This window comes from Bacillus sp. 05T21 (assembly GCF_056396785.1).
The window spans coordinates 18,084-41,358 of sequence record NZ_JBFTMD010000022.1; the positions used below are offsets into that span (position 1 = coordinate 18,084).

Genomic DNA, 23,275 nt, shown 5'->3' on the forward strand with positions numbered 1-23,275 from the left:
TCACATAATTTAACAATTACAATCAGTATAATCGGTACAAGCTAATGTACTGCAATCACAGTTTCTATGTTCGTCATTTCTTTTTAGGTGAAAATAGAGTAACACAATAAATATTGTACAAATAACAAAAGCAATTATTGCTTCTATATTTCTTTCATAAATGAGAAAACTAATCCCGCTTCCTCCTGAAATAAGAATTAAAACTAAGTAGATCCAAAACATGTAAAGTTCTCCTTCCGTTAATATATGCTTTTAGATGTTATCCATATAATGCTAGAGGCAATAAATAGCCCCATACCATTACCGCTTAATAAACCAGTCGTTACTCTTAGTAAATTTGTGCTGCTTCTCCATTTCCATTTTTGGGTGAATCCATCAATAAATAACGGAATTTGAGCGGAAAATGATAGTATTATTGCAGGCAGAAACGAAGGTGTCATATAAAAATAAATTGGAAACATTAAAATACCGATAAACATGCCTGTACAACGCGCACATAAAGGTATGTATTTTTGTAGTTTAAGAAAACTTCTTTCCGGTAGTCTATGACAAGGAATATGTAAAATGAAAGCTCGAATCAATACGGACCATCCTCTCTACAAATATTTTAATTGATTTCGCAACATAATTATAGAGTTCTTACACTTCGCAGCGTTTAACTCTTTATAGATAAGAGTTTATTTAAGAAAATACAAAAAGACAAGACAGGCTAATAATCGCCTGTTTTGTCTTTTTGTTACTCTATATTACGCTTTAATTTGATCTGTAGTTTATTAGTAAAGTAATGTGAATATTTCTCTCGGCGCATAAGCACAAAATTTTTATTTTACATCTCCTCAGGTGCCCCTACCCCAAGTAAACGTAATCCCTCTTTTAATACAACCGTCACAGCGTAAGCTAATGCGAGTCTACTCTCTTTCTCTTCGTTCTCTTCTAATATACGAACATTTCCATAATATTTATTGAACGCTTGTGCTACATCTAATACGTATTTTGAAATAGTAGATGGCTCATTTTTGTTGAAGGCCGCTTCAATTACTTGCGGGAATTTATTAAGTAATTTTACGACACTCCAGCTATAATCATCTTTTAATGCAAACGTACAAGTTTCAAATTCTACACTTTCTTTTCTTAAAATTGAACAAGCACGCGCATGTGTGTACTGCACATATGGCCCTGTTTCTCCTTCAAATTTCAACATATTTTCTAATGAGAATTCGATATTATGCATACGCTCATTTTTTAAATCGTGGAAGATAACTGCTCCAATACCGACTTGTTTTGCCACTTCTTCTTTTTGTTTTAAATTCGGATTTTTCTCTTCAATATTTTGTTCCGCAAGCGCAACAGCTTCTTCTAACACTTCTTCTAATAAAATAATTCTGCCCTTACGTGTCGACATTTTCTTACCATCTTTTAATATGAACCCGAACGGTACATGTTCCATACCATCGACCCAGTCATAACCAAGCTTTTTTAATACAGTGAAAAATTGATTAAAATGTAAGCTTTGTTCTGGGCCAACTACATATAGCGCTTTATCAAATTCGTATGTGTTTTGACGATACAATGCCGCTGTTAAATCACGCGTTGCGTAAATAGTTGCACCATCTGATTTTCTAATTAAGCAAGGCGGCATACCTTCTTTTTCTAAATTAACGACTAATGCGCCTTCTGATTCTTCAAGTAAATCGTGCTCTTCTAAAATCCCAATAAAGTCTTCCATTTTATCGTTATAAAAAGCTTCTCCTTGAAAGTTTGTAAATTCCACACCGAGAAGTTCATAAATACGTGAAAATTCTTTTAAAGATTCGTGACGGAACCAGTTCCAAAGCTCGACTGCTTCCTCATCGCCTTCTTCTAATTTTTTAAACCAAGCGCGTCCCTCTTCTTCTAGTTCTTCGTCTTCTTTTACTTCTTCATGGAATTGAACATATAACTTAAATAACTCACGTATCGGATCCTCTTTAACTACCTCTTCATTTCCCCATTTTTTATATGCGGTAATTAATTTTCCAAACTGTGTTCCCCAATCGCCAATATAATTAATTCCTACAACTTCATACCCACATTTTCCGGCGATATGTTTCAGCGAATTACCAATCATTGTAGAACGTAAATGCCCCATTGAAAAAGGTTTCGCGATATTAGGAGAGGAATAATCGATAACTACCGTTTTTTCACATCCAAAGTGATTTTGACCGTACTCTTCTTTCTCCGCTAAAATTATTTTTAATACTTCATCACTTACTGTTTCACGATTAAAAAATACATTTACATAAGGACCAACAGCCTCTACTTTCGTAAAGAACGGATCATTTAATTTCTCCGCCAATTCCTTCGCTATAATAGCTGGTGATTTTTTATATTGCTTCGCTAGTGAAAAGCATGGGAACGCTGCATCTCCGAATTCATCTTGTTTTGGTGTTTCGATTAAATCTAAAATTTGATTTTGTGTCAATTCATTCGTAAAAACATTCGATAAACTTTTCGCAAACTGCGTTTTATAATTCATACTATAACCTCCTTATTTTTTAAAACACAAAAAACTCGTCTCTAAAAAAGAGACGAGTTTTAACCCGTGGTACCACCCTTGTTGTTCATTACGAACCACTTTCCCGTTTATAACGAGGACAGGGGGCCTCGGCTTACTCTACTATTCGTTCAAGAAGCATCTCCGAAGTGCGTTTCATCTTTTTCTTCCGCGCTAGGCTCACACCATCCCCAGCTCGCTTTCCTTCTAAAAAAGACTACTCTCTTCATCACAGACAGTATATTTAATTAATTATTGCTTATTATACATCTTTTCAAACAATTAGCAAGGGTCAATTACACCAAAGTGAAACTTAGCACTTTTTCTTTTGTATACGTGAAAATTATGTTTTTCAAATCTAGCACTACGGAAATGATCCTTCAGAACGACACGCTTTCTCGCCACACGCTTTGCTTCCGCAATTGTTTCGTCAGTAATATCATGATACAAAGCGAAGTGTTTTAATCCTTTAATTCCATCTGATTCTATGACAGTTTCTTCAAACATCGGATCAAGGTAAACGACATCATAACTATTATCTTCACATTGTGTTAAAAATGCGTAATGCTCCGTTTGCTTCACATCGATTTGTTGCATTGCTTCATCAATTTCAGAAACGAATGAAGACCATGTTTGCAAGCCTTTTTTCATGATATAAGCCATATATTCGTTTCCTTCAAGCCCTGTTACTTTTCCACTTTCACCAACAACATAACTAGCTACAATACTATCTGACGCCATACCGAGCGTACAATCTAATACTGTCATTTCGCTCTCTAATTTAGCAGCTTGTACAAACGGATCGTGCTCTCCGCGCATTAACCTTTTCACACGAAACATCGCTGAGTTTGGATGAAAGAAAAACGACTCTTCCGTACCTTTTGGATAAATGGCTAATCGATTTTTCCCTACGACAAGTACATCTTGTTCATACTGCTCATGCAGTTTATGTACTGGTATGTCATTACGTTTAATGAAAGAAAGATTTAATTCTTCCGCTACCTTTTTTGCATAAGCTGTCATTTCTTTGTTTGTTCTTCCTGCTGTTGTTACTATCATTTTTTCACCTCTATATAAAGAAAAGAGGGAGATTCACTCTCCCCCTACTTTAGCAATTCTTTTCGAAAGCTTGTTCTAAGTTTGTAATAATTTCGTCCATTGTTGCGCCTTCAATTTCATGACGGTGAATGAAGTGCACTACTTCTTTTCCTTTTAGTAATGCCATAGATGGTGAAGATGGAGGAATTTCTCCGAAGTATTCACGCATTTTTACAGTAGCATCTTTATCTTGACCTGCAAATACAGTTACAAGATGATCAGGTTGTTTTTCAGCACGTACAACCGCTTGACCTGCTGATGGGCGTGCTAAACCAGCTGCACAACCACAAACAGAGTTTACAACTACTAAAGTTGTACCTGATGCATTCTCCATAAATTCTGTTACAGCTTCTTCTGTAGTTAACTCTTCAAATCCAGAACGCACTAACTCTTGGCGCATTGGAATTACCATTTGACGCATGTATTCTTCATATGCATTTGACATCTTGTATCTCTCCTTCAACTTTCATTCCAAATTTATCATATCACGCTCTATTAATAGGTGCAAAAGAAAGATAACGATGATCTCATTTTTTTGTAGGGATTTCACAAACCCCTTCACGACAGTGTCCAACTGGGACAAGTTTTCTATTGTTGGCAATATAATCGTATACTTTACTTCCAAATCCAAGTACGATAGATAGTTTTATAAAAGGTACTGCAAACCAATAAGATGGAACGGCCTTTGCTAATACGTTAATGCTATGAATTCCGTCATACCACTTATTATTTTTTAAAATATACAATCTTTGCTCCATCTTACTTTGTAATTCTTGAGAAAGTTCATACTTCTCAACTACATCTTCCTCTCGAAATGAAACAAATTTCATCTTACCCTTTTTATCTAATCTTTTCGTACGTTCTGCAACCGCCGTACACATCGGGCACCAACTATCATAGAAAACAATCATAAACTATTCCCCTTTACGAGACTCCGTCATTTGCTTCCATACTGATCCTTTTGCTTCTTCGCCGCCTTCAATACGTTCTAAAGCTAAACGTGCTTGCATCGCCACTTCAAACTCCGGATCATCTTCTGCTGCTTTTAGTGCCGGAATTGCACTTTCATCACCAAGTTCAAATAAGAACATTGCTGCACGCCAGCGTACTAATTTACTTGAATCTTTCAGAGATTTAATCATAACGAACATCGCTGCTGGATCACCTACGTCCGATAAGCAATCTCCTGCTGTACGACGAACACTTACTGAACGATCTAATAACGCTTTATATAATAACGGCAATACTCCATCACCTTTTACCATACCTAAATAAGCTGTTGCTAAACGGCGGATAGATACTTTCTCATCATCTAATGCCATTTTCAATACCATCATATCTTCTTCCGTTGGATCCATTTGTTCTAAAGCTGCAAAACGGTTTTTCCAGTCAGAATCTTTCAGCATCTCTTCTGTTACTTTATATGGCTCACGCTTTTGAATCGTTACTTCAACAGCACCTGCTTGATCTAATAATTCTTTAACCGTTTCATTTACACGTTCTTCTGAATAAGCAGCAACAAGTTCTTCTACTACTTCTTTCCCGATTTCTTCAAAATTACCGTAACGTGTACTTTGCTCTACCCACTTACGCTCTTTCACAACGTTAGGTGCAGACATTTGCACTTTCATAATTGATTCTTTAAAACGATCTGGTAAGCCAACACGCTCTTCTGAGGTTCCATCTGTTAACTTCACTTGCATCGGAATTGTAAAGAACATTTGAACAAACACTTYCACTTCTCCAAAATGAGAAAGTTGTTGTTCTTCACTTTCTTCTACTACCTCTTCGCCGAAAACAGCACGAACTTGTTGTAATAAAACTTTCCAGTCATACTTCGCATTTCGCTCCACTGCTAAAAAGTCGGCTACATGATATACACCTTTAATGCCTTCAATTTTCAAAATTTCTTGCACTTGCATTGGTGCTTGTTCTTTATTTTCATTTGTATAATTATTACGCGCTCCTGATGGTAATACTTCATTCAAAATAACTTTCATTGTATTTGGACTTGGCGTCGGTTCAATTGCTTTAATCTTCACGTAAAAAACTCTCCTTTATTGCGTGTTCTTAGCTGTATTGTAACATGTTACCCCTCTATACTCCTACTCGGATGCTTAATTTTACTAATTCCTCTTCTACATTTTTAGAATTTCAATTATTTCTATTTTCACCTAATCGTTCCGGAACTATAGTTAAAAGTCTAATTGACAATAACAAAAAAAGGTATTAATCTTAACTCATAAAATGACCATGGTCATTTTATGAGTTAAGTCACTTAATTGTGGAGGGATAACAAATGAATAATGTCATGATTATAGGTGGTGGTATTGCTGGTCTTTGCGCAGCAATTTCCTTACAAAAAATAGGCTTAGATGTAAAAGTATATGACAAAAATATTGAAACTACTGTTGCTGGTGCAGGTATTATCATTGCCCCAAATGCGATGCAAGCACTTGAACCATATGGAATTTCTGAGCAAATAAAAAAATTTGGCAACGAAAGTGACGGTTTTAACCTTGTATCCGAAAAAGGAACTATATTTAGTAAATTGACCATTCCAGCTTGTTATCCAAAAATGTACTCCATTCATAGAAAAGATTTACATCAATTGCTACTTTCCGAACTACAAGAAGGTACTGTCGAATGGGGAAAAGAGTGCGTAAAAATAGAACAAAATGAAGAAAACGCCTTAAAAATATTATTTCAAGATGGTAGTGAAGCACTCGGCAATATACTCATTGCTGCAGATCGTATTCATTCTGTCGTTCGAAAACAAGTAACACAAAGTGACGGTTATCGTTATGCCGGTTATACGTGTTGGCGCGGCGTAACTCCAGCTCATAGTCTATCTTTAACAAACGATTTTATTGAAACTTGGGGAACAAACGGTAGATTTGGTATCGTCCCTCTCCCAAACAACGAAGTATACTGGTATGCGCTCATAAACGCTAAAGCTAGAGATCCCAAATACAAGGATTACACAACAGCAGATTTGTATAATCATTTCAAAACTTACCATAACCCCATCCCATCTATTTTAAATAACGCCTCTGACATTGATATGATTCATCGTGATATTGTAGACATTATTCCAATGAAACAGTTTTTTGACAAACGCATCGTCTTTATTGGGGATGCTGCCCATGCACTTACACCTAATTTAGGCCAAGGAGCTTGTCAGGCAATTGAAGATGCTATTATTCTTGCTGAATGCATCAAAAATAATGCCCACTATCGCCAAGCATTTATAGAATACGAACAAAAAAGACGAGAAAGAATTGAAAAAATCTCAAACACTGCGTGGAAAGTTGGAAAAATGGCGCAAATAGAAAGTAAACCTTTAACTATACTAAGAAACCAAGCAATGAAACATATTCCGAAATGGATTTCTAATAGGCAAGCACATGAACTATACAGTTTTCATTTATGACAAACTCCAACGAAAAGTATGAACGGAATTCTCTCTATCCTTCTTTCAATTGTATTAAACAGTAAAATTAGGAGGCATGAAATAAGATTTCATTTGAGATACTCTAATAAACAGATATAATTGTTTGTATTAGGAGTCGATTATATGCTTAGAGAAACGAGAAAAAAAGAATTAAAAGAACTTATATTCCTAAAAGCAGTACAGCTCTTTCAAGAACGTGGGTACGAAAATGTAACGGTTCAAGATATTACTACTGCATGCGGGATTGCAAAAGGAACTTTCTTCAACTACTTTCCGAAAAAAGAAAACATATTATTATTTTTAGGTGATTCTCAAATTGAACTATGGAATGAAAGTTTAAAAACGTATGAAAATGTGGAACATCCAAAAGAACGAATCAAACTTGTTTTAGGAGACTTACTAGATCGCTTTACTGGACATGGAGAATTAATGAAGCATGCTGTTTTTGAAATTATTAAATCTAACTACTTAGTAGAAAATGAATTAAAAAGTATACAACAGCTACAAGAAAGTTTGTCTTCAATTATTACAGCAGCGAAAGAAACAGGAAAATTAAACAGTCAATGGGATATAAATATTATCACTTCTACTATTATGAGTACTTATTTTTATACACTCATGTCCCAATCCCTATTAAATTCTAATGAAACAAATCCGAAAAATATACTCAATCAACAGTTAGATGTTGTTTGGGAAGGTATCAATCAAAAATAATAGAGGGCTATGCTACAAAGCCCTCTTAACTTTTAATACTCTTTACATCTTATTGCGATGACCCCTCCCTCCTTCTCTCCAGAAATGTAATGCTCTCAATCAGAACTTCAGTTCTATATACTCTCTTTCCTTGTTCATCATCGTAATTACTCGTATGAATACGCCCTGTAATCCCAACAAGTGAGCCTTTCGTACAATATTCTGTTACATTTTCAGCCGACCTTCTCCATATCACACAATTAATAAAATCTACTTGTTGCTCACCTAAACTATTTCGAAACCCTCTATTCACCGCAACACATATTCGTGCATAAGCGACACCTTGTTTTGTGTAGTATAATTCTGGCTCCTTTGTCAATCTACCGATTAATACAACTCGATTCATCATAAGTTATACCACCTCACATATTTTTCTTCATTGTAAAGAAAAATGTTGGAAGGGTAAAAAGCGCAAAATGATATGTTTGTTAGCAAAAATTATTACTTTATATCTTACAAATCAAAAAAAGAAATCCTACATAGTTTAAACATGTAAAGTTTCCAAAAATATTATACTTCACTGCAAGATATGTAATATCCTCCGCGAGCCATCTTTATTTCAGCGCGGTACATTACATTTTCTAAGTAGAAAGTAATCGGTTTAACTTTACTCTCAAATTTCAATTGTTCATTACATTCTGTCGCATGTCCTTCAATAGCTGAACGAATGACTTCTGCTGACGGATATGTTAAAGCGTTATCTAGTTCTATGAAAAAACTTTTAGAAAATAGTTTTTTCATAATCCCTTTTTTCTCTTTCATCATATTCCATCCCCCTTCAATTTAAGTCGCCAACATCCATATTTTCAATTTATCTTTAAAAACAAAAAAACCTGCACATTTCATGCAGGATTTTTTTATTAGTCATTTTTCGTAAAGTAAGAAACGAAACGAAGAATTTCTAAGTATAACCATACTAGCGTCATCATTAGACCCATTGCACTGTACCACTCCATATATTTTGGAGCTTGACTACGTGCGCCACTTTCGATTAAATCGAAATCTAGTAATAGATTTAATGCAGCAACTACAATAATAACTGCACTAATGATAATACCGATTGTTCCACCTTGGTGAATATATGGAACTGTAACACCGAACATGTTTAGTAAGAATACGATTAAATACATAACCATAATTCCCATTGTCGCTGCGATTACACCTGTGCGGAATTTATCAGTTACCTTTACTACACGTGTTGCATACAACACTAGCATTGCAAATAGAATTGAAACTGTTAGTAAGACAGCGTTTAAAACGATAGTATCGCCAAATTTCATTGTATAAATCGCTGAAATACTCCCTAATACAACCCCTTCTACCGCTGCATAGATTGGCGCACCGATAGGTGAAATGCGCGGGAAGAATATAGACGCAAATGCGACGATTGCCGCAATAACTAAAGCGCCAATTAATACTGGCATCTTCATCGTACCTTGCGTCATCTGTATGTATGAATAGACAGACGTTGCAAGCAGCAAGATAAGCATGATAAACGTTTTGCCTACTGTTCCGCCAATAGTCATCGCAGAAGTATTTGCTCCCTCTTTACGGAATGCCTCTTTTTTCAACATTGGATTAGATGTTCTCATTTTTTCCCTCCTAAAATAGGTTCTACCAATAGTGTAAAGTTTTTCTCTTTACTTTTCAATATATGCAGCTTGTTTTTATTTTAATCCTTCAACGATGTCGGATAGTTCACTCCATCGTTCCATCGTTTTTTCTAGCTCTTCTTCTATCTTCTGCCCTGCTTCAGATAATTCTTGGGCCTTTGTGAAGTCAGATCCAACATTCGTAAGTTCTTCTCCAATTGATTCAAGTTTCTCTTCTAGTTGTGCAATTGTATCTTCAATTGTTTCCCATTCACGCTGCTCATTGTAAGAAAGTTTACGTTTACGTTGTTGTTTCGGAGCCTCTTCTACTACTTTTTTCTCCTTTTGAACTTCTGCTTTCTCAATGAGTTCTCTCGTTTTTTCCATTTCTAAATACTCTGTATAACTACCTAGGAATTCACGCACTTCGCCTTCGCCAGTAAAGATGAACAATTCATCTACTACTTTATCTAAGAAGTAACGGTCATGCGATACAGTTAAAACGACACCTGGGAAATCTTCTAAATAATCTTCTAGCACTGTTAATGTTTGTGTGTCTAAATCATTCGTAGGCTCATCAAGTAATAGTACGTTTGGTTCTCCCATTAAAATACGCAATAAATATAACCGTCTTCTTTCGCCACCAGATAGTTTACCAAGCGTTGTTCCATGTGAATGCGGTAGGAATAAGAAACGTTCTAGCATTTGAGATGCGCCAATTACTTTTCCGTCTGTCGTATGAATAACTTCCGCAATTTCTTTAATGTATTCAATCATACGCTGGTTTAAATTCATCTCTTCATTTTCTTGCGTATAATAGGCAACTTTTACAGTTTGTCCTACTTCAATTTCACCACTATCAGGAGAGAATTTTCCTGCAAGCATATTTAATAGTGATGATTTTCCGCTTCCATTTGCTCCGATGATTCCGATACGATCACCAGGCTTCACAATATGATTAAAGTTATGTAATACTGTTTTATCACCAAATTTTTTCGTTACATCTTTTAATTCAAGTACTTTCTTTCCTAAACGACTTCCACTTAGTGCAATATCAACTGATTGCTTCGCTGCTGGTCCTTCTTGTCCCTTCAGCTCATCAAAACGCTGAATACGCGCCTTTTGTTTCGTAGAACGGGCTTTTGCACCACGGCGAATCCAAGCAAGTTCACGACGATATAAATTTTGGCGTTTTGATTCTTGTGCCGATTCTTGCTCTTCACGAAGTGCTTTCGCTTCTAAAAATGTACTGTAGTTTCCTTCGTAGCTATACAGTTTACCGTTATCTAATTCAAAAATACGGTTTGTCACACGATCTAAGAAATAACGATCATGGGTTACAAGTAATACCGCACCTGTATATCTTGCTAAATATTCTTCTAACCATTCAACTGTCTCATGGTCAAGGTGGTTCGTAGGCTCATCCAAAATTAATAAATCAGGTGTTTCAATAAAACATTGCGCCATTGCAATACGCTTTTTTTGTCCACCAGATAGGTTTCCAACAGTTGCTGTAAAATCAGTAATTCCTAATTTCGTTAATAACGATTTTGCATTCGCATTTGCTTCCCATGCACTCATCGCATCCATACGTTGCTGCACTGCAAATAATTGTTCCTGTACTTTTTCATTACTTGGATCTTTTTCGATATTTAATAACGATTGTTCATAATCACGAAGAAGACGAATTAAAGGTGTATCACCATGGAACACTTGCTCTAATACTGTTAGTTTTTCATCAAACTCTGGTTGCTGTGATAAATAACTAATTGTATATCCGCGTGAATGCGTCATATCACCTGTATCAGGAGTTTCTAATCCTGCAATAATTTTTAATAACGTTGATTTACCAGTACCGTTTACACCGATAATTCCGACACGTTGTCCTTCTGTAATACTACATGATAATCCATCAAATAACGGTTTTTCTCCGTATGATTTCGATAAGTTCTCCACAGTTAACATTTTCATATTTGTGCATTCCACTCTTTCATAAATTGTTCAATAAACTGTTCCATATAACGATGACGAACTTCAGCCTCTTGTTTTGCTGCGTTCGTGTTCATTAAATCTTTTAGTTTTAAAAGCTTTTCATAAAAATGATTTAAAGATGGATCATTATTTTTTCTATATTCATCTTTCGTCATCACTTCTCGAGGAGGGATAGTTGGATCATACATTAATCTCCCTTTCGCTCCTCCGTATGCAAACGTTCGAGCTATTCCAATTGCACCAAGAGCATCTAAACGATCCGCATCTTGAACAATTCTACCTTCAAGTGACTCAACTGTGCCACCATGACCGCCCTTATAAGACATATTGGCGATGATATGAAGAACATGCTTACTTTCATCTTCTTCAACACGTAACTCTTCTAACCAATCAGAAACTTTTTTCATTCCTGCTTCTTCACTCTCATTTAACTTCTCATCTGCTACATCGTGAAGTAATGCTGCCATTTCAATTATAAAACGATTTCCCCCTTCTTGCTCGGATAAAGAAATCGCCAATTTATGTACGCGTTCAATATGATACCAATCATGCCCACTCGCATCTTTTTCTAAAATATGCTTTACGAAAGTTATTGTTTTTTGTATTTTTTCTTGTTTTATCATTTTATCTTCACCCAGTTACTTATTGTAACACGCCCGCATTTTTTCATCACATATTTTCTTGTCCGCCCATACACTAGGTGGTAGGCATCATTATGAAGGAGGAATAAAAATGTTCTATAATAACCAACCGCCTTACCCACAACAGCCTCTTTATCCTCAACATCAGGAACAAAGATATGCTGAACAATATGAGGAGCAAGAGACACAACATCAAGAGCCACAATACGAACAAAATCCATACGCAACACCGCAAAATCAAGAAACTGAATATCCTCAAAACCCTTATGACACACGTCCAAATTATGAATATCCTCAAAATCCATACGTAGCACAACCTAGCCAAGAACCTCAATTTCAAGGTACTCCATACGAGACGCAACCACAATATCAACAAAATCCATACCAACAACAAATGTATCACCCAAACTATGACGCACGTGTCTCACCACCTAAACCACCAACAATTGATCCGACGCAACCACAAATATTACCACCTGGGCCGACTTTAGATATTACACAACCACAAATTTTACCACCTGGACCTATTACAGAACCAACGCAACAACAAATCCAACAAGTTGTCGGTACACAGTTTTTACCTTTAAAGAAACCTGTACTTGATTTCGTAAAACCTTGGGTAGATTACGGCTTGAATGAAGCGAAACATACATCACACAAACATGCTTTAACAGAAGTTGCTGCGATTATGTTCTTAGTTGGTAAAGGATTCAACCCAACGATTGCTCATTATATTGTAGAATCTTGGGAGAAGAATGAGCAGTTTTAATCTTATTCATTTTGTGTTAAATAAACCTATAAAAGTGTCACAAATGCCTGTTATACAAGCATTTGTGACACTTTTTCATTTGTTATATTATATTCTATTTCAATAGGGAATTTCATATTTTTTCACGTGTTTTTATATTATTTGTGAGCAAAATGTGAGCAAATAATATCCTTTTAATTAAACTGTATTAGATCGATTTTTATTTTAAAAACAATTCATTTAACATACATTTCTGCAATAAATCTTATATTACAATCACCTTGATAAATAGTTATTACCGTTCCCATTGTTGAACTTGTGTGCGGAACAAATTTCAGGATATTAATTCAAATCAAATTCATTGTGAAACATTACTTTGTCAGCCTTTTGTATATTCGATAAATCAAAATAACCCAAAATGCACTGTATAAAATCGGGCATTTTCCGGGTAATTATCGGGCATTTTTAAATCTAAAACAAAAGAGCACAGCGTGTATATAAGGTGCTACCAACACTCTATATACCGTCCGCCTACTCTAGATAGGCAAACACTTGCTGTACTCTTACGGACTATTTTACAGTACGTAAGGGCTCCTTAGCAACAGTTTGCTTACACATGGCATTCTGTTGCTTTTTTGTTTATACAAAGGGGCTAATTAATGATGGAAAAGAAACGTATCGATGTTATCGCAACTAAAGAATCCTTCCACAATCTTTCTACATTTAAGGAAGTAGAAGAACTAAATAAAACTGTACGTACATACAGAGACACTATCCGTATGTCTATTAAACGTACTGACGTACAATCTAAACTAATTGCATTACTTGAAATTTTAAAGCGCCACAGCTGTAAATATGTAGGTGTTAGTTTCCTTTGCAAAAATAGAATTGCTGCAAAGATGGAAGTTTCATATAAAACTGTACAACGTTTAATGAAGAAACTTGTGGATCTAGAGATGATTAAACAAGTAGCAATGAAGCGTACAAAAGATATGCTTCAAACTTCTAATGCTATTATTATTCAACCAATTTTGGAAGAAGTGTCCAACAAGGTAGATACAAAAAGTCCTACAAAGTGTCCTACCATTAAAACAACCCCTGTTTCCTTAAAACAAAATATAAAAGATATAAACAAACGTAATAGTAATGAGAATAGCAATACTCCAGAAGAGAATATTGAACAAGCTGATTTTGTTGCTCACTGGGTACCAGAACGTTTTATTTCTTTAGTTAGCTCTTTTTACAGTGAGTCAAAAACGATTCAAGAGCTGTGGAAGGTTGTAAGACAGTGCAATAAAGTTACAGACTTCTCTACAGGTAATAAAGCATTCACTAACGAACAAGAGCTTACTATTGGCTTAAATGCTATTAAAGAATTTGTTATGAAAATTAAAGCCGGCACAAAAATGAACAAGGGTAAATTCGCTTATTTCAATGGGATTGTAAACAACTTAATGGACAAGTTCTACTTTGATAAAGAGTTTATGGGAGCATAATACCTTCGATAAATACGAACGAGTGTTTGATTTATTCTCAACACCCTGGTATTATATGGTTAGATATTCCATACATAAAGCGAGGTATACACCACGAAGCCATTAACAAGTAGACAAGCTCAAATATTAACTTTCATCCAAGAAAAAGTCATAGAAAACAGATATCCACCCACTGTTAGGGAAATCTGTAAAGCGACTGGACTTGCTTCCTGTTCCACAGCACACGGGCATTTAATGCACTTAGAAGAAAAAGGATATATTCACCGCGATCCATCCAAACCACGTACAATAAAAGTTTTAGTAGGAAACAACATTTGAACAAGTAGAAAAGAGGAAACAACATGGAAAATTGGGGAATTCCAAGAATAAAAAGGGGTCCATGTTTGTTTTGAGACTAAGGAGAAATCCTTGGTCTTTTTTAATACAAGACTTAGCTCAAGAAAATGATGATGTTTATTCAGAGAGATTTTTAAAGAATTAAAAACAGGAAACATTAACGATTTCCTGCTTCAGCTTTAAATATTTGTGATACGAACTCAGCGACACCCTACATCGACTTGAGGACTAAAGATAGCTGCTTCAGCTTGAATGTTAGTTACATTTTCAGAGGTGGTCACTCTATTCATTAAATTAGGATTTGGTCCTAAATAATGAGAAGGATCACTTGGATCTGGAGAATCAGGATCGTCATCATCATGATTAGGATCAGTTGCCTCGGGATTAAAAAAGAAAAAATGGCCCAATTCGTGACCTAACATCCGTCTATAAGAACCATTAAAGAGAGCTTTATTGGCTAATACAATTGAATGACCTAGACTTGGCTTACCATCATTGTCTAGAGTCCCTTTTGCTTCGAAACGAGAGTCGGCGTAAGCTACAGGGAAATTTATATTGCCTAAATAATATACAGTAAGGAGTCCATCTTTTGAGTTTTGTACTAAGGAATTTGGAAAAGGAACTGGAATAGTATTATTAGGAAAAGATATTGCAATTGGTTGTATATCAACAACTGGGTAAGCTAATGGCCAAATTTTATTACTTACTTCGTTAAAATCTTCAGCAACCCTGTCCTGAATCGTGCGTTTATCTCCAAAGTCTACGTCTTGCGTATAAAACACTTGAACTTTGACACAACGCATGGCACCTCCTGTTATATCTTCTGGTAATTTAGTTTCAGTCATTTTTTAATACCTCCTGATATAATTTATGTGAGAAAAGCCAAATAATAAATGTACACCTTTTATAATGTACAACTTTAGTCATAATATTACCTTCTTCAACTATCCTGCCCCGTTAGTTTAAGTAGGAAACTTCACAATCTCAATAGAGTAAAGCCTATTGGTACATAATCAAATCACCTATAAATTAGACTTCATAATGTCTCATAAGATTTGTATCAAAATGCTTATCGTTGTAAATGCGCATTTTCCTGACTCTACCCCTTTCCAAGAAGGAAATAAAAAATCCCCCTTGAAAATAGCACTACTTTTATACCGTAAACAGTTGTTTTTTATCTTTTAAAACACTTACCTTTCATCTAAAGCATTTTTATAGTTAGTCTGGTGAATTAGTAGAAGCTACTTGTGATAGAGTTGTATTTTGAATGTTTATAGATTCTAATATGCTAGTTGCCTCTATTTGCATATCACCATCTAGACCAGGAAGTTTACCTAACCCAATGCATTTTTTTAGTATGGAGATTATTTCTTCTCTTGGCTGTTCATGTTGTAATAGGAATTTAGCATGCTCCAGTAGGAATTTTTGTTTAATTGTAATGTACAAGTTATCATTCGAATCACCATTAGGATTTTTATTTATTAAAGTTATTCCTTTTTTAAAATATTGTACCCCTTTTTTTAAAGCTGTATCGAAATCGCAATCTATATTTCTAAAATACCATAATCCCCATGTAGCCATTATATTCGCCTGAGAATCTGTATCTAAGGTATTTATATCTTGTAAACTTTCTAATATAAATTGTGCGTATTCAAAATCTTGTTTTTCTACATATATTTTTGCACTCATGTATAAGCCTGTAGAAATCAATTTATCACTATTATCTGATGCGAAAGATTTTAAATGTTTAATAAAAACATTTGCTGATTCACGTAAAAATGCACATAATTCTTCATCATGAGTAGATGTAAACGAAAAAGCATGCATGACCCCCACGCGTGTCTCCCAACGTTTAATACTATCTAATGAGGGTGATACATTGTATGCTCTCATTGAGATATCCATAGATGATTTTAGACTTTCTAAATCAATTTTCTTAGAATCTGTAGTTTTTTTTGTATATCCGTTTATAAAGTAAGCGGATGCTAATCTATCTTTAATTTCGTAAGTATTAGGAAGTATACTATCTAACTGATTCAAACGCTCAATTGCGGCTGGATACTCATCTTTTTGACGCAAGGCATTAATTACTTGGTATTCAAATTCCAAATCATCCTTATCCGGAGTTTGATCTGCCAATTTTATTACCTCATCAAAAAGTCCAGCCATAGTATAATGTTGAGTCATAAGTTCTCTATTATTTTCAATACTACTAATGGCTTTTTGAATTACGTTTTTTGTTAAGCTATGAATAGCGTGATTATCATCAGCATTTCCATATCTAACCGATTTATGATTAACTGATGGGATCCTGTATCTAGCTAGTGTATCAAGTGTTTCAGACAAATGTGTAAACGGTTTTCCAATAAAAGTTGGTGGGAAACACCCTAATTGTTGAGAAACAAGTACAAAAAAATCATCAGAATTATATCCTTCTACAAAGAATGCATATTTGTCATCAGAGAGAAGATCTGATTTTAACATTGTAGAAGGAGGATTATTTTCATAGCCAATCCAGAAGAGACGATGCTCAAAAATTTTCTTTTTTGCTAACAACCTAAAAATGGGATCGTTATTACCACTATATCCAATAACAATCCATAAACTCTTCTGATCAAGTTGATCAAAAATAGGCTGTAAGACTTTAGATTGTGCCTCTACTTCTTCTCCTGTATTACATAAAATAAACCCTGTATGCTGTCCGTGTAAATGGATTACAGATTTATCAAATAGTAAATCTGTTCTAAATTCGGAAGAAGTAGTCATATCATAGATAGCTGGAAACTCATTGACTAAGGAACAAGCACGTTGAACCAAATTATCAAAATTAAGTGTTAAAATACGATTTATATATCCATGTTTCAATAGTTGCGCAATAGCTATATGTGTCCAGTTAATTTTTGCATCTTTTACAATTCGGGAGATTAAATTTCTACGTTCGGAAGGTGTAAGTTTAGACATACAATTAGGATAGTTTTTTTCTTCTGCACGTTTGAATTCCCCAGGGAATTCTTTTTTTATAGCATCAACCATACCTTGTGCTGCAGGAATATTTGCTGTTACAGAACATCCAGCTCCAATTAATAAGTTTACATTTATATTATCTTCTTTAGCCTTTTTCAAAGCCGAAACAACATCTTCTAATTCACGATATATATTAGTATTTTCCTCCGTTAAATTGTCATCCGTCAAAGTGTTCACTCCTTTAATTCTATATACAAATAATAGCAAATGTTTGATAGTAAGTCTTTCATATTTAATAATTAGGTGAATTTCTTTATAGGTTCTTTTCATAAAAAAACCTCCACTTTATCCTCTTTTTATTTTTTTTACAAAAACCTCTTCATAAAAGAACATAAATTCGTATATAATAAGAACAAGCGTTCCGTTATTTAAGGGAGAATAACGGTGTATGACTATTCAATATTGCCAAATCGAATTGTTTTATGTGTAGATCTTCGTAGCTTTTATGCTTCAGTCAGCTGTATCAAAATGGGCTTAGATCCACTTCACACGAAATTAGCTGTAGTTGGTGATGTGAACAGGAGTGGTTCAATTGTTTCGGCTGCAACTCCACCATTAAAAGCGTTAGGTGTAAAGAAGATGGCAAGGCTATACGAGATTCCTCGTAGAAAAGACATTCTTGTGGTAAATCCAATTATGAGCACCTATATAAAATGCTCCAATTTCATCACAAAATTAGCTCTACAATACGTGCCTGTTGAAGACTTCCACCAATATTCCATCGATGAGTTCTTCATGGATATTACGGATAGTATTCATTTGTTTGCTAACGATCCGTATGAGTTCGCATTGAAATTCAAACGTGAAATATATGCGAAGACACGAATCGAATGCACGATAGGAATTGGTCCTAATCCTTTAATGAGCAAAGTAGCTTTAGATGTGGAGGCAAAGAAAACAGAAGATTGCATAGCATACTGGAAGTACGAAGATGTACCCATAAAATTATGGCCAATACGACCACTCAGTAAATTTTGGGGAATTTCGGGTAAAACAGAAGCGAAGTTAAACCGAAAAGGAATTCATTCAATCGGAGACTTGGCGCAATACCCCCTCAAATATTTAAAACAAAATTTCGGTGTAATTGGAGAAGAATTACACTTACATAGCAACGGCATTGATTTTAGCCGCATATCAGAAAAATACGTTCCAGCAACTACTTCTATTGGTAAAAGCCAAATACTTATGCGCGATTACACCATAGAAGAATTCCCAATTATTCTCCTGGAACATATTGAGGAAGTTTGTTATCGGATGCGAAAGCAAAACAAACTAGCTCAAACAATTCATTTTTCCATTGGTTACAGTAAAAATTACGCTGGTGGTATCAGGAAAACTCACACTATGAACCGACCAACAAATTTAACAATGGATATATATAATGTTTGTACATATTTTTTACATGAGTTTTATACTGGAGAACCCATTAGATCCATCAATGTTTCTTTAACTAACTTAATTAATGAAGGCGAAGAACAAATCTCACTATTCGATAATGTAATACAACGAGAAAAGGAAATGAAATTAACTAAAGTAATGGATGAAATACGCACCAAATTTGGTAAGAACAGCATATTAAGAGGAATTTCGTATACAAATAGTGCGACAGCAAGATACAGAAATACATTGTTAGGAGGACATAAGGCATGAACAACGCTAATATGCCCAAAGGAAGAGGAATGGTCAAATGGACTCCATTCGCTGCGATGCCGGAGCAATTCGCTGGTATTAGTGAAATCGTTAAAGATAAGATGAAAGTGGAACGACCAACATTAACACGGGAAGAACAAGAAATTATTGAGAACATGTTATTGTGCTCATTGTTATCTGAAGAGGAAATACTAATTACATATTATGAAGATGGACATCTGCTTACTAGCTACATGACTGTAACTGATATAGATCCACTAAATAAATCTATAATCTGTAGGGATGCATTTTACAATAAACTAACATTGAAATTTATTAATATTATTAATACTAAATAAAAAACAACCTTACAATTTTCTCCTTTAATTGGTATGATTTACTTAATTTAAGGGGGACGATACTGTGAAATTTGTTAGATCTATTTTTAACGCGTTTCGTTTACTTAGCAAAATCATAAATCCAATATAAAAGGTATCACTATAAAGAAAGGGTGTTTATTTTATTGGATTACATACTAAATAATTGGACTTGGACTGGCGTTATTAGTGTGATTAGCTTGATTTTTTCTTGCCTTGCTTTATATTTTAATTGGCAGAATACTAACATTAACAAAGAAAAATTTAAACATGAGCAAGATGATAAAAAGAAAGCAAAGATAGTTTGGCAAGAAATAAAAGGAGATAGTAATTTAAATGGTGCTAAATTAATAAAAATAAGTAATAAAGGAGAATCTGATGCAAAAAACCTTAAAATCACTATCAATGATAATGAATTAGAAAAAATACAAAAGAATGATATAAAACCAGGGGATTCATATCCGACTATTTATTTATATGATGGAATAAAATTAACGAATTTGGATGATAATTTTATTCCAAATGAAATTAGTGCGGGTTTATCAGTTACATTTGAAGTTAGATCTAACCTTATCAGTAGTCAATTCGTTTCGGTAAAATTTATTTGGAATGATGAATTTGAAGAAGGAAGAGAAAAATCATTTAAGTATGTACCTGGAAATACTAAATTAGCGAATTAAAAAAAGCCGTCATTTGACGGCTCTTATTTTTCACTTCACATACACACACGCTTCATTTGCTGTTACATAGTATGTTTTGCCATTGTAAATGGTAAATTAAAATTAAATAAACCGAAGAAGGAATAATTTTATTTATGCTAGAAAAATAGTAAAGGGGAAAAAAGATGAAAATTTGGCAATTAAAAAGTTCAACTAATGATTATCAAACTTTCCAATTATCAAACTATGAAGAGGACAAGAAGTATTTTAAAAACGCTTTTAATTCCACGATAAGTTTATCAGATTCGTGGGCCGCTAAATTTATCGAAATAATAGATGAAGGGGATCAAAGTGATTGTCCTATTTTTTGGGGGAAATCGGGTGTACAAATAATTAGTGAGAAAGCTAAGCAAATATTAGAACCTTTGGTAGGAAATAATGTTGAGTTTCTCCCCCTAATCCATAAAACAGCAAACGAAAAATACTATGTTATTCACGTATTACGTGTATTAGATGCACTTAATGTTGATAATACAATATTCGAAAAATTAAGTTCAGGTTTAATAATAGGGTGTGAAAAATTTTCATTTATCCCTAGTGTGGTTCAAAATGAAATGGTTTTTAAAGTGTATATAAATAAAAAAATTCACCCAAATTATCTTTTGGTATCTGATGAGTTTAGAAATATGGTCTTAGAAAGTGACTTAAAAGGCTTTGAATTTGTAGAGGTATGGGATTCGGAATCAAATATGTAGTTAAAATGACTTTCAAAAGCTGACAGACATTATAAAAAAGCAGAACCTTAACTCCCATCAGGTTCTGCTTTTTTTGCTACCTGCTATCTCACATACACATAGGCTTCATTTGCTGTTACATAGTATGTTTTACCTTTGTTGTTGTGTACTTTTGAAACCACCTATTACTTAATAATTACATGTTCCTCACGAATCCAACGATTACCACCAATATCAATATGCCCATCTTGTCTATTAAACAATTGATACGGCTCGCTTCCATCCACAAAACCAGTGTCATTGCCGTTCGGTCCATCGTAAGTTCGGATTTGATACCCTGGCCAATATTTAGTGTATGCATAGAACCATTGAACATCAAAATGTTTTAGGTAAGCCCACTGTTTTTCATTTCCGAGGCAGATCATATTCTTTTCTCCACCACCCCAGTATCCTTTATGGATTAAGTAAGGGATTTTTTGTGTGATACGTCCAGCAAAAATAGGATCAGCAGGATTTTCATATAGATTCACACCATAACCATCATCGTATTTCGATGTTGCATGTCCAATTCCCTCTTTTTGAATAGGCTGAATTGGATCAATTGGGTTAATTGGATTTAGTTCATTACCACCAATAAACCAAGATAATGGCTTGTCTCCATTTAGAACATTTAAGTCAACTTTTCCTACACCATCAAGCCAACCGCCTGTTTCTCCGTCTGCATATTGCCATAGATCACACGCATAGGCAGGTTTATTACTTCCATAACGAGGAACCCATAAAAAGTCTGCTTTCACCTTATTTAAACCATATTGATTGTACATATGATGTGATACATAAAATCCGACTTTCCAACCTGCCGCTTTACATGTATCAATAAAAGCTTGAGAAGCAGCTGCTAGATTGTCGGGGCCACAACTTTTTAATGTATCATCCTCACAATCCAGCACTAAGAATTTAGCATTTGAATTTGTTCTTTTCATAAAATCTTTCGCTTCTACAATTGCATCATTAACAGAAACATAGCATCCATACGCATAGGCAGCATGTGGAATGCCACGTTTCTCTAATTGCGCTACATGTTGTTTATATAATCCATCTACTGTATCTGATCCATATTGAACACGGCAAATCGCTAAACTAACTTGAGGAGCTAATACATCCCAATTAATACTGTCATTCCATTTTGAAATATCGATAATATGTTTTTTCATTATTGAACATCTCCCTTTTTATCTTTTTATTTTTGTTTACCACCTAAAATTTCAACCGCGTTTGTCAAAGCTTGTGGAAGTGGGATTCCCATACGTCCAGCGTTTTCTAAAAGTGATAACAATTCATTCCCCATGAAAAAAAAGATTGTTGCTTCACGGATAGCACTGTTGCTTCCAAACGCTGTATCTAATTGCGATGCCACTCCAACCAAAAGAAAAAGCACCACCTTTTTGGCGATGCCTTTGAAACCTACTTTACTTTTTAATTCCCCGTTAAATCCTGCTGCTATCATGCCAGTTAAATAATCTATAACTGCCATCGTCACTAAAATTTTCAATGTTGCATCCCATCCGCCTAAGAAATACCCACAGAAGCCACCAAACGTAGCTATAAATGATTTCATTAATACATCAATACGTTCCATCTCTTCATCTCCTCAAAATAAAAAGAGAAGCGAAATCGCTCCTCTTCATATCTGATATTAAGTTTGTCTGATTTGTGCATTACCTGTAATTCTAATCGAACAACCTTGTCCTACTGAAATACTTGTTCCCTGAGTTTTTAATAAAGAACCTTCTTGTATCATAGTGGTTCCCGTAGAATTAACACTTCCGCCTGTAACTATTATATTCGACGAAACTGTTGTACCATTGATATGTACAAGACCATTCATATGATCAAATCGAATACCTTTAATGGCTTGCACCAATCCACCAAACATTTCGATTTCCCCTTGATTGGCTTTCAAATCAATGACATCAATAGCTTCTTGAAAAACTGCTTCAATATCACGAGAAGATTTTAATTCTATTAACCTAGCTTCTAATTCTGGTTTATATTGAAATGTCGTTGCGAAAAACTTACGCACCAATGGCTCCGTAAAACCAGTGAAGTAATTAACAGCTAATGAAGTAACTACACTTGTAGTAATTGGTCCCATCTTATATCACCTCCGTTCAATATTTATAATACTATACTATTTTATTCAAATCCT

At 34.6% G+C, this 23,275-nt stretch carries 25 protein-coding genes, 2 pseudogenes and 1 other annotated feature; of the genes and pseudogenes, 9 read left to right on the forward strand and 18 right to left on the reverse strand.

Going from position 1 to position 23,275, the window contains the following annotated elements:
* Positions 1-9: 9 nt before the first annotated feature.
* The 7 genes from AC1DKZ_RS25540 to AC1DKZ_RS25570 all read right to left on the reverse strand — a co-directional run bounded on the left by AC1DKZ_RS25540 (position 10) and on the right by AC1DKZ_RS25570 (position 5,673).
* Positions 10-222: a hypothetical protein gene (locus tag AC1DKZ_RS25540; protein ID WP_033709025.1), complete on the reverse strand. Its 213-nt coding sequence runs from the start codon at positions 220-222 to the stop codon at positions 10-12.
* 17 nt (positions 223-239) lie between these two features.
* Entirely contained in the window at positions 240-581 is a 342-nt protein-coding gene (locus AC1DKZ_RS25545) for a DUF2085 domain-containing protein (RefSeq protein ID WP_431182143.1), read from the reverse strand.
* 245 nt (positions 582-826) lie between these two features.
* Positions 827-2,515, reverse strand: a complete 1,689-nt coding sequence (argS, locus tag AC1DKZ_RS25550; RefSeq protein ID WP_476997310.1) for an arginine--tRNA ligase — start codon at positions 2,513-2,515, stop codon at positions 827-829.
* 45 nt (positions 2,516-2,560) lie between these two features.
* Positions 2,561-2,775: a binding site (T-box leader), on the reverse strand.
* A gap of 40 nt (positions 2,776-2,815) precedes the next feature.
* Complete coding sequence (locus AC1DKZ_RS25555) at positions 2,816-3,592, reverse strand: class I SAM-dependent methyltransferase (protein WP_476997311.1); 777 nt, start codon at positions 3,590-3,592, stop codon at positions 2,816-2,818.
* Positions 3,593-3,641: 49 nt separating this feature from the next.
* Entirely contained in the window at positions 3,642-4,076 is a 435-nt protein-coding gene (locus tag AC1DKZ_RS25560; RefSeq protein ID WP_002012568.1) for a BrxA/BrxB family bacilliredoxin, read from the reverse strand.
* An 82-nt stretch (positions 4,077-4,158) separates the two neighbouring features.
* A complete protein-coding gene (locus AC1DKZ_RS25565) occupies positions 4,159-4,542 on the reverse strand; it encodes a thiol-disulfide oxidoreductase DCC family protein (protein WP_219302141.1) in 384 nt (127 codons plus the stop codon).
* Positions 4,543-4,545: 3 nt separating this feature from the next.
* Positions 4,546-5,673, reverse strand: a complete 1,128-nt coding sequence (locus AC1DKZ_RS25570; protein ID WP_476997312.1) for a conserved virulence factor C family protein — start codon at positions 5,671-5,673, stop codon at positions 4,546-4,548.
* Positions 5,674-5,930: 257 nt separating this feature from the next.
* On the opposite strand from AC1DKZ_RS25570, the gene AC1DKZ_RS25575 reads away from it, so the two are divergent.
* Together AC1DKZ_RS25575 and AC1DKZ_RS25580 are read left to right on the forward strand one after the other, a co-directional pair.
* Entirely contained in the window at positions 5,931-7,064 is a 1,134-nt protein-coding gene (locus AC1DKZ_RS25575; RefSeq protein ID WP_476997313.1) for an FAD-dependent oxidoreductase, read from the forward strand.
* A 144-nt stretch (positions 7,065-7,208) separates the two neighbouring features.
* Positions 7,209-7,799 carry a TetR/AcrR family transcriptional regulator gene (locus AC1DKZ_RS25580; RefSeq protein WP_219302138.1) on the forward strand — a complete coding sequence of 197 codons (591 nt, stop codon included), beginning with the start codon at positions 7,209-7,211 and terminating at the stop codon, positions 7,797-7,799.
* A 49-nt stretch (positions 7,800-7,848) separates the two neighbouring features.
* On the opposite strand, the gene AC1DKZ_RS25585 is transcribed toward AC1DKZ_RS25580, so the two are convergent.
* The 5 genes from AC1DKZ_RS25585 to AC1DKZ_RS25605 form a co-directional block, all read right to left on the reverse strand.
* Positions 7,849-8,187 carry a single-stranded DNA-binding protein gene (locus AC1DKZ_RS25585; protein WP_476997314.1) on the reverse strand — a complete coding sequence of 113 codons (339 nt, stop codon included), beginning with the start codon at positions 8,185-8,187 and terminating at the stop codon, positions 7,849-7,851.
* 161 nt (positions 8,188-8,348) lie between these two features.
* Complete coding sequence (locus AC1DKZ_RS25590) at positions 8,349-8,603, reverse strand: DUF4318 domain-containing protein (RefSeq protein WP_061688393.1); 255 nt, start codon at positions 8,601-8,603, stop codon at positions 8,349-8,351.
* A 95-nt stretch (positions 8,604-8,698) separates the two neighbouring features.
* The gene (locus AC1DKZ_RS25595; protein WP_002085937.1) at positions 8,699-9,430 is read right to left on the reverse strand and encodes a Bax inhibitor-1/YccA family protein; all 732 of its coding nucleotides are present in this window, start codon (positions 9,428-9,430) and stop codon (positions 8,699-8,701) included.
* Positions 9,431-9,505: 75 nt separating this feature from the next.
* Positions 9,506-11,401, reverse strand: a complete 1,896-nt coding sequence (locus tag AC1DKZ_RS25600; protein WP_002127139.1) for an ABC-F family ATP-binding cassette domain-containing protein — start codon at positions 11,399-11,401, stop codon at positions 9,506-9,508.
* Entirely contained in the window at positions 11,398-12,045 is a 648-nt protein-coding gene (locus AC1DKZ_RS25605; RefSeq protein ID WP_002012557.1) for an HD domain-containing protein, read from the reverse strand. The genes AC1DKZ_RS25600 and AC1DKZ_RS25605 overlap by 4 nt, the downstream gene beginning before the upstream one ends.
* A gap of 109 nt (positions 12,046-12,154) precedes the next feature.
* Here AC1DKZ_RS25605 and AC1DKZ_RS25610 point away from each other — a divergent pair, with 109 nt between their 5' ends.
* The 3 genes and pseudogenes from AC1DKZ_RS25610 to AC1DKZ_RS25620 form a co-directional block, all read left to right on the forward strand.
* A complete protein-coding gene (locus AC1DKZ_RS25610; protein ID WP_431182138.1) occupies positions 12,155-12,832 on the forward strand; it encodes a hypothetical protein in 678 nt (225 codons plus the stop codon).
* A gap of 641 nt (positions 12,833-13,473) precedes the next feature.
* A complete protein-coding gene (locus tag AC1DKZ_RS25615) occupies positions 13,474-14,307 on the forward strand; it encodes a helix-turn-helix domain-containing protein (RefSeq protein ID WP_476997355.1) in 834 nt (277 codons plus the stop codon).
* Positions 14,308-14,409: 102 nt separating this feature from the next.
* Positions 14,410-14,607 (forward strand): annotated as a pseudogene (locus tag AC1DKZ_RS25620) (LexA family protein); the annotation flags it as partial.
* A gap of 236 nt (positions 14,608-14,843) precedes the next feature.
* Here AC1DKZ_RS25620 and AC1DKZ_RS25625 read toward each other — a convergent pair.
* On the reverse strand, positions 14,844-15,488 hold the full coding sequence (locus AC1DKZ_RS25625; protein ID WP_476997315.1) for a hypothetical protein: 645 nt from the start codon (positions 15,486-15,488) through the stop codon (positions 14,844-14,846).
* Between the two features lie 373 nt (positions 15,489-15,861).
* Entirely contained in the window at positions 15,862-17,937 is a 2,076-nt protein-coding gene (locus AC1DKZ_RS25630; RefSeq protein ID WP_476997316.1) for a hypothetical protein, read from the reverse strand.
* Positions 17,938-18,051: 114 nt separating this feature from the next.
* Here AC1DKZ_RS25630 and AC1DKZ_RS25635 point away from each other — a divergent pair, with 114 nt between their 5' ends.
* The 4 genes from AC1DKZ_RS25635 (at position 18,052) to AC1DKZ_RS25650 (ending at position 21,087) form a co-directional block, all read left to right on the forward strand.
* Complete coding sequence (locus AC1DKZ_RS25635) at positions 18,052-19,317, forward strand: Y-family DNA polymerase (protein WP_476997317.1); 1,266 nt, start codon at positions 18,052-18,054, stop codon at positions 19,315-19,317.
* Complete coding sequence (locus AC1DKZ_RS25640; RefSeq protein ID WP_476997318.1) at positions 19,314-19,655, forward strand: YolD-like family protein; 342 nt, start codon at positions 19,314-19,316, stop codon at positions 19,653-19,655. The genes AC1DKZ_RS25635 and AC1DKZ_RS25640 overlap by 4 nt, the downstream gene beginning before the upstream one ends.
* 164 nt (positions 19,656-19,819) lie before the next feature.
* Positions 19,820-20,353: a hypothetical protein gene (locus AC1DKZ_RS25645; RefSeq protein WP_476997319.1), complete on the forward strand. Its 534-nt coding sequence runs from the start codon at positions 19,820-19,822 to the stop codon at positions 20,351-20,353.
* 164 nt (positions 20,354-20,517) lie between these two features.
* Positions 20,518-21,087, forward strand: a complete 570-nt coding sequence (locus AC1DKZ_RS25650; protein ID WP_476997320.1) for an imm11 family protein — start codon at positions 20,518-20,520, stop codon at positions 21,085-21,087.
* An 83-nt stretch (positions 21,088-21,170) separates the two neighbouring features.
* Here AC1DKZ_RS25650 and AC1DKZ_RS25655 read toward each other — a convergent pair.
* The 4 genes and pseudogenes from AC1DKZ_RS25655 to AC1DKZ_RS25670 all read right to left on the reverse strand — a co-directional run.
* A pseudogene (locus AC1DKZ_RS25655) lies at positions 21,171-21,239 on the reverse strand (N-acetylmuramoyl-L-alanine amidase); the annotation flags it as partial.
* A 12-nt stretch (positions 21,240-21,251) separates the two neighbouring features.
* Positions 21,252-22,280, reverse strand: coding sequence for a GH25 family lysozyme (locus tag AC1DKZ_RS25660; protein WP_476997321.1), 1,029 nt, complete (start codon positions 22,278-22,280; stop codon positions 21,252-21,254).
* 26 nt (positions 22,281-22,306) lie between these two features.
* Complete coding sequence (locus AC1DKZ_RS25665; RefSeq protein ID WP_476997322.1) at positions 22,307-22,705, reverse strand: phage holin family protein; 399 nt, start codon at positions 22,703-22,705, stop codon at positions 22,307-22,309.
* Positions 22,706-22,762: 57 nt separating this feature from the next.
* Positions 22,763-23,221, reverse strand: a complete 459-nt coding sequence (locus AC1DKZ_RS25670; protein WP_476997323.1) for a hypothetical protein — start codon at positions 23,219-23,221, stop codon at positions 22,763-22,765.
* Positions 23,222-23,275 lie beyond the last annotated feature (54 nt).

What these genes read in the sequence shown, in the direction of transcription:
- AC1DKZ_RS25540 (WP_033709025.1), bottom strand. Translation starts at nt 222, where the DNA reads ATGTTTTGGATCTACTTAGTTTTAATTCTTATTTCAGGAGGAAGCGGG.
- argS (WP_476997310.1), bottom strand. Translation starts at nt 2,515, where the DNA reads ATGAATTATAAAACGCAGTTTGCGAAAAGTTTATCGAATGTTTTTACG.
- AC1DKZ_RS25555 (WP_476997311.1), bottom strand. Translation starts at nt 3,592, where the DNA reads ATGATAGTAACAACAGCAGGAAGAACAAACAAAGAAATGACAGCTTAT.
- AC1DKZ_RS25560 (WP_002012568.1), bottom strand. Translation starts at nt 4,076, where the DNA reads ATGTCAAATGCATATGAAGAATACATGCGTCAAATGGTAATTCCAATG.
- AC1DKZ_RS25565 (WP_219302141.1), bottom strand. Translation starts at nt 4,542, where the DNA reads ATGATTGTTTTCTATGATAGTTGGTGCCCGATGTGTACGGCGGTTGCA.
- AC1DKZ_RS25575 (WP_476997313.1), top strand. Translation starts at nt 5,931, where the DNA reads ATGAATAATGTCATGATTATAGGTGGTGGTATTGCTGGTCTTTGCGCA.
- AC1DKZ_RS25580 (WP_219302138.1), top strand. Translation starts at nt 7,209, where the DNA reads ATGCTTAGAGAAACGAGAAAAAAAGAATTAAAAGAACTTATATTCCTA.
- AC1DKZ_RS25585 (WP_476997314.1), bottom strand. Translation starts at nt 8,187, where the DNA reads ATGATGAATCGAGTTGTATTAATCGGTAGATTGACAAAGGAGCCAGAA.
- AC1DKZ_RS25590 (WP_061688393.1), bottom strand. Translation starts at nt 8,603, where the DNA reads ATGATGAAAGAGAAAAAAGGGATTATGAAAAAACTATTTTCTAAAAGT.
- AC1DKZ_RS25595 (WP_002085937.1), bottom strand. Translation starts at nt 9,430, where the DNA reads ATGAGAACATCTAATCCAATGTTGAAAAAAGAGGCATTCCGTAAAGAG.
- AC1DKZ_RS25600 (WP_002127139.1), bottom strand. Translation starts at nt 11,401, where the DNA reads ATGAAAATGTTAACTGTGGAGAACTTATCGAAATCATACGGAGAAAAA.
- AC1DKZ_RS25605 (WP_002012557.1), bottom strand. Translation starts at nt 12,045, where the DNA reads ATGATAAAACAAGAAAAAATACAAAAAACAATAACTTTCGTAAAGCAT.
- AC1DKZ_RS25610 (WP_431182138.1), top strand. Translation starts at nt 12,155, where the DNA reads ATGTTCTATAATAACCAACCGCCTTACCCACAACAGCCTCTTTATCCT.
- AC1DKZ_RS25615 (WP_476997355.1), top strand. Translation starts at nt 13,474, where the DNA reads ATGGAAAAGAAACGTATCGATGTTATCGCAACTAAAGAATCCTTCCAC.
- AC1DKZ_RS25625 (WP_476997315.1), bottom strand. Translation starts at nt 15,488, where the DNA reads ATGACTGAAACTAAATTACCAGAAGATATAACAGGAGGTGCCATGCGT.
- AC1DKZ_RS25630 (WP_476997316.1), bottom strand. Translation starts at nt 17,937, where the DNA reads ATGAAAAGAACCTATAAAGAAATTCACCTAATTATTAAATATGAAAGA.
- AC1DKZ_RS25640 (WP_476997318.1), top strand. Translation starts at nt 19,314, where the DNA reads ATGAACAACGCTAATATGCCCAAAGGAAGAGGAATGGTCAAATGGACT.
- AC1DKZ_RS25650 (WP_476997320.1), top strand. Translation starts at nt 20,518, where the DNA reads ATGAAAATTTGGCAATTAAAAAGTTCAACTAATGATTATCAAACTTTC.
- AC1DKZ_RS25660 (WP_476997321.1), bottom strand. Translation starts at nt 22,280, where the DNA reads ATGAAAAAACATATTATCGATATTTCAAAATGGAATGACAGTATTAAT.
- AC1DKZ_RS25665 (WP_476997322.1), bottom strand. Translation starts at nt 22,705, where the DNA reads ATGGAACGTATTGATGTATTAATGAAATCATTTATAGCTACGTTTGGT.
- AC1DKZ_RS25670 (WP_476997323.1), bottom strand. Translation starts at nt 23,221, where the DNA reads ATGGGACCAATTACTACAAGTGTAGTTACTTCATTAGCTGTTAATTAC.